8 protein-coding genes are annotated in these 13,017 nt (G+C 44.8%); 5 read left to right on the forward strand and 3 right to left on the reverse strand.

Features of this window, described 5'->3' with window-relative positions:
- Nucleotides 1-14: 14 nt before the first annotated feature.
- Nucleotides 15-3,440 (reverse strand): DNA translocase FtsK 4TM domain-containing protein, encoded by a 3,426-nt coding sequence (locus Xkoz_RS02710; RefSeq protein ID WP_099140638.1) that lies wholly within the window; start codon nucleotides 3,438-3,440, stop codon nucleotides 15-17.
- A 132-nt stretch (nucleotides 3,441-3,572) separates the two neighbouring features.
- Nucleotides 3,573-4,067, reverse strand: a complete 495-nt coding sequence (gene lrp, locus Xkoz_RS02715) for a leucine-responsive transcriptional regulator Lrp (protein ID WP_004256338.1) — start codon at nucleotides 4,065-4,067, stop codon at nucleotides 3,573-3,575.
- Nucleotides 4,068-4,901: 834 nt separating this feature from the next.
- On the opposite strand from lrp, the gene trxB reads away from it, so the two are divergent.
- From trxB to infA, 5 genes are all read left to right on the forward strand, one after another.
- Complete coding sequence (gene trxB, locus Xkoz_RS02725) at nucleotides 4,902-5,861, forward strand: thioredoxin-disulfide reductase (RefSeq protein WP_099140640.1); 960 nt, start codon at nucleotides 4,902-4,904, stop codon at nucleotides 5,859-5,861.
- 102 nt (nucleotides 5,862-5,963) lie between these two features.
- On the forward strand, nucleotides 5,964-7,733 hold the full coding sequence (gene cydD / locus Xkoz_RS02730; RefSeq protein ID WP_099140641.1) for a heme ABC transporter permease/ATP-binding protein CydD: 1,770 nt from the start codon (nucleotides 5,964-5,966) through the stop codon (nucleotides 7,731-7,733).
- Between the two features lie 2 nt (nucleotides 7,734-7,735).
- Complete coding sequence (gene cydC / locus Xkoz_RS02735; RefSeq protein ID WP_099140642.1) at nucleotides 7,736-9,496, forward strand: heme ABC transporter ATP-binding protein/permease CydC; 1,761 nt, start codon at nucleotides 7,736-7,738, stop codon at nucleotides 9,494-9,496.
- 8 nt (nucleotides 9,497-9,504) lie between these two features.
- Nucleotides 9,505-10,194, forward strand: a complete 690-nt coding sequence (gene aat / locus Xkoz_RS02740) for a leucyl/phenylalanyl-tRNA--protein transferase (RefSeq protein WP_099140643.1) — start codon at nucleotides 9,505-9,507, stop codon at nucleotides 10,192-10,194.
- A 163-nt stretch (nucleotides 10,195-10,357) separates the two neighbouring features.
- Nucleotides 10,358-10,579 (forward strand): translation initiation factor IF-1, encoded by a 222-nt coding sequence (infA, locus tag Xkoz_RS02745; protein WP_047767507.1) that lies wholly within the window; start codon nucleotides 10,358-10,360, stop codon nucleotides 10,577-10,579.
- A gap of 143 nt (nucleotides 10,580-10,722) precedes the next feature.
- Here the strand turns inward: infA and clpA are convergent, their stop codons facing one another.
- Complete coding sequence (gene clpA, locus Xkoz_RS02750) at nucleotides 10,723-13,008, reverse strand: ATP-dependent Clp protease ATP-binding subunit ClpA (RefSeq protein WP_099140644.1); 2,286 nt, start codon at nucleotides 13,006-13,008, stop codon at nucleotides 10,723-10,725.
- Nucleotides 13,009-13,017: the final 9 nt, after the last annotated feature.

Consider the following 13,017-nt stretch of genomic DNA (forward strand, 5'->3'; position numbering starts at 1 on the left):
TTCCACAACGATAATTAATGTTCATGTGGAGGAGGCGCCAAAACTTCACGATTGCCATTATGCCCAGGTGTACTCACTATCTGCTGTGCTTCCATTTGTTCGACAATCCGGGCTGCTCGGTTATATCCAATACGGAATTGACGCTGCACACCCGAAATAGAAACACGGCGTTTTTCGATGACAAACTCAACCGCTTGGTCAAACAAAGGGTCTAACTCTTCATCGCTATCAAATCCCGTACTGCCTTCGCCATCTTCTCCCCCTTTGACAATATTATCTATGTATTGAGGGCGGCCACGAGCTTTCCAGTCATTCACCACTTCATGAACTTCTTGATCACGCACAAATGCGCCATGAACACGTACTGGAATGGAGGAATTGGGTGCTAAATAAAGCATATCCCCCATACCAAGCAATGATTCTGCACCGCCTTGATCAAGAATGGTACGGGAATCTATTTTACTGGATACGGTAAACGCAATACGTGTTGGTATATTTGCCTTAATCAGTCCAGTAATAATATCCACAGAAGGTCGCTGGGTTGCCAATACTAAGTGGATACCTGCCGCTCGTGCTTTCTGAGCCAAGCGTGCAATCAATTCTTCCACTTTTTTCCCTACGGTCATTATTAAGTCGGCAAATTCATCAACCATGACAACAATATAAGGCTCTTTTTTCAGTATAGGATGCGTTGTATCCATACTGTCACCTGGTTTCCAGAACGGATCAGGGATCGGACGCCCCATATTTTCGGCTTGCTTGATTTTGTCGTTATAGCCCGCAATGTTACGCACTCCCAAAGCTGACATCAGCTTATAGCGTCGCTCCATTTCATTGACACACCAACGCAATGCATTGGCTGCATCTTTCATATCAGTGACCACTTCCGTCAATAAGTGTGGAATACCTTCATAGATCGATAACTCCAGCATTTTCGGATCGATCATAATAAAGCGAACATCCTCTGGTTTCGCTTTATACAGGATACTGAGGATCATCGCATTGACCCCTACCGATTTACCTGAGCCCGTCGTTCCTGCCACCAATAGGTGAGGCATCTTACCCAAGTCAGCGATAACCGGTTGCCCTCCAATGTCCTTTCCTAAAACAATCGTTAGTGGTGAAGGATTATCCCGGAATTTCTCGCAATCCAGAACTTCCCGCAGATAAACTGTTTGGCGTTTTTTATTGGGTAATTCCAAACCAACATAAGGTCTTCCAGGGATTACTTCTACGATACGAACCGCGACTGCTGAAAGCGAACGAGCGAGGTCTCGCGATAAATTGGAAATACGGGATGCTTTCACTCCTGGCGCCAAATCCAACTCAAATCGTGTGATGACCGGCCCCGGAGAGAATCCAACAACATCTGCCTTAACGCGATAATCATTTAAACGCGCTTCAATTAAACGGGAGGTTTGTTCAAGCGCAAACATATCAACCGGTTCTTCTTCCGCTGGTGGTTCTGCCAAAAGATCCAGAGAAGGCATCGGAGTGGTTGGTTTTGGCAACGGTTGATCATGGCGCATCAAGAATGGATGGAACAAGCTATCTTGCTGCGGTTGCTGCGGTTGCTGCGGTTGCTGCGGTTGCTGCGGTTGCTGCGGTTGCTGCGGTTGCTGCGGTTGCTGCGGTTGCTGCGGTTGCTGCGCAAGAGTATGATTTTCCGACTCCTGAGAATCAAGAGCAGTCGCGATATTTTTCTCCTGAACTTGTTGAGCCTGTGGCTGCCCTATAGGCCTAAATACCGATCCGGCAAGATCATTAACTTGAGGGAACTGATTGGATTCCGATTTTTTATCCTGTACTGAAACGGGTTCCGAGAAGGCCGGTTGGTTCATTTGGTAACGTTCACGCTGCTGTTGCTCAAAAGCTATCCGCAATGCTTCTTCCTGCACTTTTTGTTCGTCTACTGCCTGTTTGTTGACTGTCCGTTCGTCTAGGCTATTTTCCGTAAACTCAGCGACTGTGACTGTTGGCTGCTTATGTATCAGCCTGCCTGCTTCACGCAACTTTAATTCTCGATTTTCTTCTTCAAAGTTAGCACCATAGCGTTCACGCTGCTGTTCGAGGAATTGTTGACGTAACGCATTTTGCTGTTGATCATCCATCTGCTGTTCATTCGCTTCTGCAATCAACTCATTCTGTAACTCTTTTTCTTTCCGTTGCAGGTGTTCTGCCAAACGGTGAGAAGGTACTTTGACACCATACAATTCGCGACGAGTTGGGATCCTGACAGGATTGGGACGAGGCATCTCAGGGCCAATGCCTTGTTTAATCTGTGGATTCCTGACCACAGTAGCGGAGCTGACTATACCCGCTGTTGTATTTTTCAAATTAGCATTGTCACTTACAGGGGCAGTCAATGTCTCTGTTACATCACCGTGTAAATGTGCACTCGTGCCAGCAGAATTGTTTGTAGATGATGTTGAAATAGCCGGAGAAAAATGATCTGGTTGGTGATCGTCCGGTATTTCAAAAGAATAACGAACAGGTTCTTGTTCCTGAGGTTGTTCAATTTCTGGGGAGTTTGTTGCTGTTGAGATGGCTGGCGGCGGTGTATGCTCACTCACCAATGGATGTTCGGTAGTTTCTTCTTCCATAACCGCAGAAGCCGGTGCAGGCTCTGTATTAGCGAGTTCTGCTACCGTTGGGGCTATCAGCAATACATCATCTTCATCTGTATCAAACGTTTCTTCAGCCACCACCGCAGATTTAACGATTCCATGTTGACCTGCCTGCTCCACCTGTTTCTGTTCACTGATTGAGGGTTCGGAAACTAACGCCTCTTCTAAATCATCTTCGTCATATTCAGCATTATTACGGCCACGGTTGATCACAAGGCTGAGTGAATCCAGAATAATTGCACCCATTTTTTCTGCGATCGTCAGCCATGACCACCCAGTAAATAATGTGAATCCAACAGCCCAAATCCCCAGCAGAGCCAAGGTTGCTCCCAGAATGTTGAACCAAGGCAAAATCGCATTACTGAATAAATTGCCAATGACGCCACCAGCAGCAAAATCATTTAAATCATCAACGTTGAGTGCAGCCAAGCCACATGACGTCAGTATCAGGGCTAAAGCGCCGATGACGCGTAAGGCGAGTGTGAAAAAATCAATGTACTCTTGCCTATCTTTCTGACGGAAAGCATTCCAACAACCTAACAACATAAACGGCGGGACTGCATAGGCAAGAATACCGAATGCCGAGAACAGAATGTCAGATAACCAAGCACCAACACTGCCTCCCCAATTGTGAACAGGTTCATGCCATGATGTCTGTGACCAACTGGGATCGGATGGATTGAAGCTGATAAGCGCGGCCATCAAGTACACAGCACAAATAGCAATAACCAACAGAACGGCTTCCAGAAGCCGGCGGCTACTGCTGACTTTTTTTAACTTAACACTTTTGTCTTCTGTATATTCCTGGTTCAAGAAAGGCTCTCCAGGTTTTTCTGTTGATTAAATGGAACAACGCTGAGTCATCCTCAGCGTTGAAACTGTATGCATACACAGGAGTGTACCTAAGTTTTTCCTGTTTTGCATCTGTACATTTTAGATTAAATCTTAGCGAGTTTTAATCACCAAGCGGTTACTCTGTTTCACTTCTTCCATGACAACATAAGTACGGGTGTCGTTAACACCAGGAAGACGCAACAAGGTTTCACCGAGCAATTTACGATACGCAGACATATCTGGCACACGCGTTTTCAACAAATAGTCAAAATCACCAGAAACTAAATGGCATTCTTGGATTTCTTCTAGTTTCTGAACAGCGGTATTGAATTGCTCAAATACATCTGCTGCACCACGGTTTAGTGTGATTTCAACAAAAACCAGCAATGATGCATCCAAATAATGAGGATTCAGCAAAGCTGTATAGCCAGAAATAAATCCCTGACGTTCTAAGCGACGTACACGTTCCAGACAAGGCGTTGGTGACAAACCCACTCGCTTGGATAACTCCACGTTAGAAATACGGCCGTCTTTTTGTAACTCGTTAAGGATATTACGATCTATACGATCAAGATCTTTTCCCGGACGCTTCTTATTATCTATCATCTTATTGCTCTCTCTTTCTATTCCTACACCTAAAACATTTTCCCTATCTCTTTCAAGCGGTTGAGCTGGAAAAGATGTCTTCAAAGGTTAACGCTCAATCTGTAACCAAGGTTTGAGAACTATAACAACTCTTGGAATATCATTTCCTGAACGACAATTTCCCAGAATTCGATTTATTATCCCTTTTAAATTCCAAGTTGCTGCTATGTTAGCTGTGCTCACTCACCCCAATCACTCAGTTACTCATATATCAGCCACTCATTACTCATATAGTTTCTACGCGCTTGAGGTTTTGTTCCCTTGCCGCTGCACTACAACTTGAAATCGATTAGAAATACAACACGATTTACCAGAATACCCTTCCCAGAAACGTTATTTCCCAAAACATCTCTCTTAAGAGATTAGTCCCCAAAACCCCAGGTTTTTCAGAAACAGCTTAACGGCAATTTTTATATTCTATGAGAAAATTACCCACACTAATTTATCTATTTTATAGAAACAATTGATTAGCGGGGGAGATAATTATCTCTTACATAGATGTTTTCGCAAATGCACAGCCGATTGTCAAAGTAAATGAACAAAAATCAGAACAACCTACCAAACAAATTTTAAGTAAACCGTTTCGATAGCTTGTTTAATGCTCCATGTGTATAAATGATGTTCAATTCAAAAAGTTAAACAATCGTCTCTTACAATACGATTACATCATAGTTACTATCTATCGGTAAAATCGTTAATAACATGAATATTTTATCTGATAATTGCTTTTTTTAACTTATTATTTCTCCTACAATCCCTAAATCTGCAATATGCGATAATGGAAATGAGGTATTCATGAGCACAGCCAAACACAGTAAACTTATCATTCTTGGTTCCGGTCCTGCTGGTTATACCGCTGCTGTGTATGCAGCCCGCGCGAATCTAAGTCCCGTTCTCATTACTGGGGTTGAAAAAGGCGGCCAATTGACCACCACGACTGAGGTTGAAAACTGGCCAGGTGATCCTGAAGGGCTGACCGGCCCAGGTTTGATGGAGCGCATGTTCCAGCACGCTGAAAAATTTCAAACAGAAATTATTTCTGATCATATTCAGAAAGTTGATTTCTCAAACAGACCATTCCGTTTATTTGGTGATGATCAGGAATATACCTGTGATGCTTTAATCATCGCGACGGGAGCTTCAGCCCGCTATCTCGGTTTGCCTTCCGAAGAGGCATTCAAAGGCCGTGGGGTATCGGCCTGTGCAACCTGTGATGGTTTTTTCTATCGTAAACAGAAAGTTGCCGTAGTCGGTGGTGGTAATACGGCTGTTGAAGAAGCGCTGTATTTGGCAAACATTGCCTCTGAAGTCCATTTGATTCACCGTCGTGATACTTTCCGTTCAGAGAAAATCCTGATTGACCGTATGATGGATAAAGTGGAGAACGGCAATATCATTCTGCATACTGACCGTACGTTAGATGAAGTTCTGGGTGACGATATGGGTGTTACTGGCATCCGAATTCGTGATACGAAAAGTGACAATACCGAAGAACTGGATGTTACGGGTGTTTTCATCGCTATTGGTCATAGCCCAAACACCGGCATCTTTGACGGCCAACTGGAGCTGGAAAACGGCTATATCAAAGTCCAATCTGGCTTGCATGGCAATGCCACCCAGACGTCTATCCCAGGTATTTTTGCCGCGGGGGATGTTATGGATCATGTGTATCGGCAGGCTATCACCTCAGCAGGTACAGGCTGTATGGCGGCACTGGATGCTGAGCGTTTCCTTGACGGATTGGCAAGCAAATAATCATCTTTCCCCAAAGCGCTATTTCGGTAGCGCTTTTTAACAGGTAACATACAGCTTGTTTTGATATTCCGTATCATCACCCGCTAATCAGAAATTTTTCTTATGGACAAAACAAGACAATCTGAACTCGTTCGATGGCTGAAACAGCAAACTGCGCCAGCCCGTCGGTGGCTTCGTTTATCAATGCTACTTGGCTTAATCAGTGGATTACTGATTATCTCCCAGGCCTGGCTTTTGGCGACAATCCTTCAAGCCCTGGTTATGGACAATGTTCCCCGTGAAAACCTGATTAACCCATTTCTCATGTTGGCAGCGACCTTTACATTACGGGCGATTGTCAATGCCGTTCGAGAACGTATCGGGTTTATTTGTGGCAAGGTGGTACGCCAACAAATCCGCAGTATGGTACTGGATAAACTCGAACAGCTAGGGCCTGTATGGGTTAAGGGAAAACCCGCCGGAAGCTGGGCAACCATTATCCTGGAGCAGATCGAAGACATGCAGGATTTTTATTCTCGCTATCTGCCACAAATTGCGCTTGCTACGATGATCCCTGTCTTAATCCTGGTTACCGTATTTCCTATCAACTGGGCCGCCGGATTGATTTTATTTGTGACCGCACCGCTGATCCCTTTGTTTATGGCATTGGTTGGATTAGGAGCCGCCGATGCTAACCGGCGCAATTTTGTTGCTCTCAGCCGATTAAGCGGTAATTTTCTCGATCGCTTACGGGGTTTAGAAACGTTACGCCTGTTCCACAGGGGGGAAGCGGAAGTTAAACAGATCTCTGAGTCAACAGAAAATTTCCGGCGCAGAACAATGGAAGTTCTGCGCATGGCATTTTTATCTTCAGCGGTTTTAGAATTCTTTGCCGCCATTTCCATTGCTGTTGTCGCGGTTTATTTTGGTTTTTCCTATTTGGGGGAATTGCACTTTGGCAGCTATGGCATGGGTGTTACGTTGTTTGCGGGTTTCCTCGCATTAATCCTCGCGCCGGAATTCTTTCAACCTCTGCGCGACCTCGGTACGTTTTATCATGCCAAAGCGCAGGCGGTCGGCGCGGCGGAATCGCTTTTCACCTTACTTAGCAGCGATGGAGAACCGGTCGCAAGCCGTGGTGAGAAAACACTATCCAATAAAGAATCCGTTACCATTGAAGCCTGCGAACTGGAAATTATGTCCCACGATGGGCATCGCCTTGCTGGTCCTTTGAATTTTACAATTGATCAACATCAACGCATTGCCCTGGTTGGAAAAAGTGGGGCAGGCAAAAGTTCATTGATCAATGTATTGCTGGGGTTCCTGCCTTATCAGGGTTCTTTGAAAATTAACGGCATTGAGTTACGAGAACTTAATCTCACCAAATGGCGTGAACATTTGAGTTGGGTTGGGCAAAACCCACACCTACCAGAACAAACCCTGCTCGATAATATCCGTCTTGGCCGATATGACGCAACACAAGCGCAAATCAATGCGGTGATGGAACGGGCTTATGTCAGTGAGTTCATTAACGACCTTCCAGATGGGATCAATACGGTGATAGGTGACAACGCTGCTCGTCTTTCAGTCGGACAAGCTCAACGTATTGCGGTGGCACGCGCACTATTAATCCCTTGTCAATTATTGCTCTTGGATGAACCCGCCGCGAGTCTTGATGCCCATAGTGAACAGCGTGTGATGATGGCCTTAAATCAGGCGTCTCATCAGCAAACCACATTGCTGGTTACTCACTTGCTGGAAGAAACGCTATCCTATGATCAGATTTGGGTCATGGAAAATGGATTGCTTATTGAACAAGGTGATTACCAAACTTTAAGCCAGTCTCAAGGTGTCTTTTCTCGTTTGTTGTCTCACCGCAGTGTGGAGCTTTAATCATGCGTGTATTACTCCCATTTCTCGCACTCTATCGCCGCCATTGGTTTCTTATTAGCTTAGGCATGGCGTTAGCGATAGTGACACTGCTAGCCAGTATTGGGCTTTTAACACTCTCTGGTTGGTTCCTTGCTGGCACAGCCCTGGCTGGATTTGCCGGGTTATATACGTTCAATTACATGCTGCCTGCCGCCGGGGTCCGCGGGGCGGCCATTTTCCGTACGGCGGGCCGTTATGGTGAACGGCTTGTTAGTCACGATGCCACATTCCGTGTCTTGGCACATTTACGTGTTTTTGCATTTCAAAAAATACTGCCACTTTCTCCTGGGGGCATTGCCCGTTTTCGTCAAGGTGAGTTGTTAAATAGGCTTGTTGCGGATGTCGAAACACTGGATCACTTGTATCTGCGAGTGATTTCCCCTGTCCTTGCTGCATTTGCCGTCATTCTCGTTCTGACTTTCGGCCTGGGCTTCCTGGATATCACCCTCGCCTACACGATTGGCGGTATTATGTTAGGGTTGCTGCTGATATTACCTTGCGGGTTTTATCACGCAGGAAAGCCTTATGGTAGAAACATCACCCAACAACGCGGTCAATACCGTACTTTACTTACCAGTGCCTTGCAGGGGCAGGCTGAATTAACGGTATTTGGCGCACTCAAACGTTTTCGTCAATCCATGACAGAGATTGAGAACAATTGGTTGAAGAGCCAGCAAAAACAAGCCAATTTGACCGGGCTTTCACAAGCCATCATGATTTTTTCCACTGGTATAACAGTGACGTTGATACTGTGGCTGGCGGCGGCAGGTGTGGGAGAAAATAGTCAGGCTGGCGCACTAATAGCGCTGTTTACATTCTGTACCCTTGCTGCGTTCGAAGCACTTGGACCAGTCACAGTGGCATTCCAGCATATGGGGCAAGTCATTGCATCTGCGACTCGTGTTTCACAGTTGATGCACCAAAAACCGGAAGTGACTTTCCCTTCGCAGGGAACTCAGGCAGATGGCGAACTCAGTCTTGAGATAAAAAACGTCGATTTCACCTACCCTGGTCAGCCACAGCCAGTATTGAAAAATATTTCTCTATCCCTGACATCAGGCGAACATATTGCTTTGTTGGGAAAAACAGGGTGTGGTAAATCAACGCTTTTGCAATTATTGACCCGTGCCTGGGATATCAATAGCGGTGAGATTCAACTTAGTCAGCAGCCCATTTCCCATTATGATGAAAAAACACTGCGCTCTATGATGTCCGTCGTTCCCCAGCGGATACATGTCTTTAGCCATACTTTGCGTGAGAATCTCTTATTAGCAAAACCCGATGCTAATGACGATGAATTAACAACCATACTGCAACAAGTCGGTTTAGGGTATTTGCTAGACACGGATAAAAAGCTAAACTGTTGGGTGGGAGAAGGTGGACGTCAGCTTTCAGGCGGGGAACAGCGCCGCTTAGGTATTGCCAGGGCACTACTACACAATGCCCCTTTAATGTTGCTGGATGAACCGACCGAAGGACTTGATGCAGATACAGAACAACAAATTCTGTCGTTGCTGCACCGTAACTGTCAGCATAAGGCTATGATTATCGTTACTCACCGGCTTACCGGCTTGGAACGCATGGATCGAATTTGTGTCATGGATGGAGGGCGTATTATCGAGCAAGGCAAACATAATGCGCTCCTCACTCAACAAGGGCGTTACTATCAATTTTATCAGCGGCAACAATTTTATCAGCTACCGAGCTATTCTGGGCAAGAGTGATTCAACTTATGTCGATAGCTCAACTGGATCACTCTTATAAATTCCCTCATCCTACCAATGCACTGGCTGAACCTAATGGATTACTGGCATTTGGTGGAGATCTAAGTGCAGAACGTCTGCGAGTAGCGTATCATGAGGGGATTTTTCCGTGGTATTCGTCTGATGAACCTCCGTTATGGTGGTCTCCCAACCCTAGGGCTGTGCTGATCCCAGGGGAATTACACATTGGCCGAACACTGCGTCGTTTTATTCGCAAACATAATTACCAAATTACGGTAAACTATGTTTTTGATGAAGTGATATATAATTGCGCTCAACGACAAGAAGGCACCTGGATTGGGCCAGATGTTCAGAAAGGCTATCAAGCCTTGCATAGAGAAGGGTTAGCTCACTCAATTGAAGTTTGGCACGACCATGAACTTGTGGGTGGTTTATACGGCGTTTGTGTCGGGACACTATTTTGTGGTGAATCGATGTTTAGCAAAATGGAGAATGCATCCAAGTGTGCTTTTGTCGCATTCTATCACCATTTTTTACGTCACGGCGGTCAACTATTTGACTGCCAGGTATTAAATCACCATACAGAATCATTGGGTGCTAAAAATATTCCGAGAGAAAAGTTTCTCCAGCATCTTTACCAATTAAGAAAGCGGTCATTGCAATCAGGCTGCTGGGCTGTACAAAAGCTGGATTTATAATCATCTCTTAGAAATAAATGCTGTTCATGGTGGGAATGTCATTCGCTATCATACTATTGTATGCAAAATGATGGCTTAAAATACGACATTCCTTTACATAATGATGGTTTTTCGGCATTATCTTGCCGGTTAAAAACTATGGTTGTTACATTTAGAGGATTAGATGGCCAAAGAAGACACTAATTTTGAAATGCAAGGTACTGTTTTAGAAACACTGCCAAATACTGTGTTTCGCGTTGAATTAGACAACGGGCACATTGTTACTGCTCACATCTCAGGAAAAATGCGTAAAAACTATATCCGTATCCTGACTGGAGACAAGGTTACAGTTGAGCTAACTACATATGATCCGGAAAAAGGACGCATCACTTTCCGTAGCCGCTGATTAAGATACCTTAGACCTTAAGCACCACAGGTGATCGTATTTTTCAGTATTCACCTGTGGTGTGGCTATCTTAATTTTTACCACCAGTCACCAGTTTCTATCACTGATACCGTTTATGTTTATTCCGTGTTATACCAAACACGTTATAACACGGCATCTTCCGATCTCTTTTTATTCGATTTTTGATCGCTCTTAAAATCGTATACCAATGCCTGTTTGGCTTTATCAAGTTTAATCTTGACCGAGCCACCATGCACCAAAGAGCCAAATAATAACTCATTCGCCAGTGGTTTTTTGAGGTTGTCCTGAATTATACGGGCCATAGGACGCGCGCCCATCGCTTTATCATAACCTTTGTCACATAGCCATTGGCGAGCATCTGCACTCACTTCCAGAGAGACACCTTTTTCATCCAGTTGGGCTTGTAACTCGACAATAAATTTATCAACAACTTGCTGAATAACCTCAGAAGAAAGCGTATCAAACCAGATGATACCATCAAGACGATTGCGGAATTCAGGTGTGAAAATCCGTTTTATCTCTTCCATTCCATCCGTGCTGTTATCCTGTTCAGTGAACCCAATAGATTTACGCTGTATTTCACGTACCCCTGCATTGGTTGTCATCACCAAAATAACATTGCGAAAATCCGCCTTGCGGCCATTATTGTCGGTCAATGTACCATTATCCATAACCTGCAACAACAGGTTAAATACGTCAGGATGGGCCTTCTCAATCTCATCCAGTAACAGCACAGAATGGGGATGTTTGATGATTGCATCGGTCAATAATCCACCCTGATCATACCCAACATAACCTGGTGGAGCGCCAATTAAACGGCTAACAGTATGGCGTTCCATATATTCTGACATATCAAATCGTAACAATTTGACATTCAATACCTTGGCAAGCTGGATTGTGACTTCGGTTTTTCCCACTCCCGTAGGCCCTGCGAACAAGAAAGATCCTACTGGCTTGTGATCTTGCCCCAATCCTGCACGGCTCATCTTAATGGCTTCCGTCAAAGCAGCAATAGCGTTGTCTTGACCAAAAACCAGCATTTTCAAACGATCATCCAGTGTTCTCAAAACATCTTTATCACTGGCTGACACCGTTTTTTCTGGAATACGGGCTATACGAGCAACAATTGATTCAATATCGGTAACGTTGATCGTCTTTTTACGGCGGCTGGCTGGCACTAATCGGGTTCTTGCACCAGCCTCATCAATGACGTCAATGGCCTTATCCGGTAAATGACGGTCGGTAATGTACTTCACAGATAATTCAACTGCGGCTCGAATCGCTTTCGCTGTATAGCGAACATTATGGTGTGCTTCATATTTAGCGCGCAATCCATTGATAATTTGCACGGTTTCTTCAGAAGAAGGCTCAAGAATATCGATTTTTTGGAACCGGCGAGCCAAAGCCCGATCTTTTTCAAAAATATTGCTAAATTCATGGTAGGTGGTTGAGCCAATTACCCGTATGCGTCCACTGGATAACAACGGTTTTATGAGATTGGCTGCGTCCACTTGCCCACCCGATGCGGCACCAGCACCAATAATAGTATGAATTTCGTCAATAAAGAGAATGCTTTTACTGTCCTGCTCCAATGTTTTTAACAAAGACTTGAAGCGCTTCTCAAAATCACCACGATACTTTGTCCCCGCCAGCAATGAGCCAATATCCAGAGAATAGATGGTACAATCCTGCATCACTTCGGGAACATTCTTTTGCACAATACACCATGCAAGCCCCTCGGCAATAGCGGTCTTACCAACACCAGATTCTCCAACAAACAGAGGATTATTCTTGCGGCGACGGCAGAGTACCTGAATGGTTCTCTCTAATTCATTCTGACGGCCAACCAGCGGATCAATTTGCCCTTTTTGTGCCAATTGATTCAGGTTAGTAGTGAAATTTTCCAATCGATCTTCATTCACCACCTGCTCTTCCTGTACCGGATTGATATTATGGTGGGAGTCATTATCTGACTCATCTTTACGTGTTCCATGCGAGATGAAATTCACAACATCCAAACGACTAACGTCGTGCTTACGCAGTAAATAAGCTGCCTGGGATTCTTGTTCACTAAAAATGGCAACTAAGACATTCGCTCCAGAAACCTCCGAACGTCCCGAAGATTGGACATGAAATACTGCACGTTGCAAAACACGCTGAAAACTTAATGTTGGTTGCGTATCCCTGTCATCATTCTCAGATAACAAAGGCGTGGTTTGTGCAATAAAACTTTCTAACTCTTGGCGTAACATCGCCAAATCGACTTTACAAGCCTCCAGTGCTTCTCGCGCTGATGTGTTACTTAACAACGCCAGCAACAGGTGCTCTACAGTCATAAATTCATGCCTGCTATCCCTTGCTTTGGCAAAAGCAATGTTGAGACTAAGCTCCAGTTCTTGATTGAGCATAAGCACCTC

The organism is Xenorhabdus kozodoii, from assembly GCF_002632875.1.
In the GTDB taxonomy this organism is placed as follows: domain Bacteria; phylum Pseudomonadota; class Gammaproteobacteria; order Enterobacterales; family Enterobacteriaceae; genus Xenorhabdus; species Xenorhabdus kozodoii.

Bases quoted from the DNA above. Each gene is read 5' to 3' on its own strand.
- clpA (WP_099140644.1), bottom strand. From the start codon at position 13,008: ATGCTCAATCAAGAACTGGAGCTTAGTCTCAACATTGCTTTTGCCAAA.
- trxB (WP_099140640.1), top strand. From the start codon at position 4,902: ATGAGCACAGCCAAACACAGTAAACTTATCATTCTTGGTTCCGGTCCT.
- aat (WP_099140643.1), top strand. From the start codon at position 9,505: ATGTCGATAGCTCAACTGGATCACTCTTATAAATTCCCTCATCCTACC.
- cydD (WP_099140641.1), top strand. From the start codon at position 5,964: ATGGACAAAACAAGACAATCTGAACTCGTTCGATGGCTGAAACAGCAA.
- infA (WP_047767507.1), top strand. From the start codon at position 10,358: ATGGCCAAAGAAGACACTAATTTTGAAATGCAAGGTACTGTTTTAGAA.
- lrp (WP_004256338.1), bottom strand. From the start codon at position 4,067: ATGATAGATAATAAGAAGCGTCCGGGAAAAGATCTTGATCGTATAGAT.
- cydC (WP_099140642.1), top strand. From the start codon at position 7,736: ATGCGTGTATTACTCCCATTTCTCGCACTCTATCGCCGCCATTGGTTT.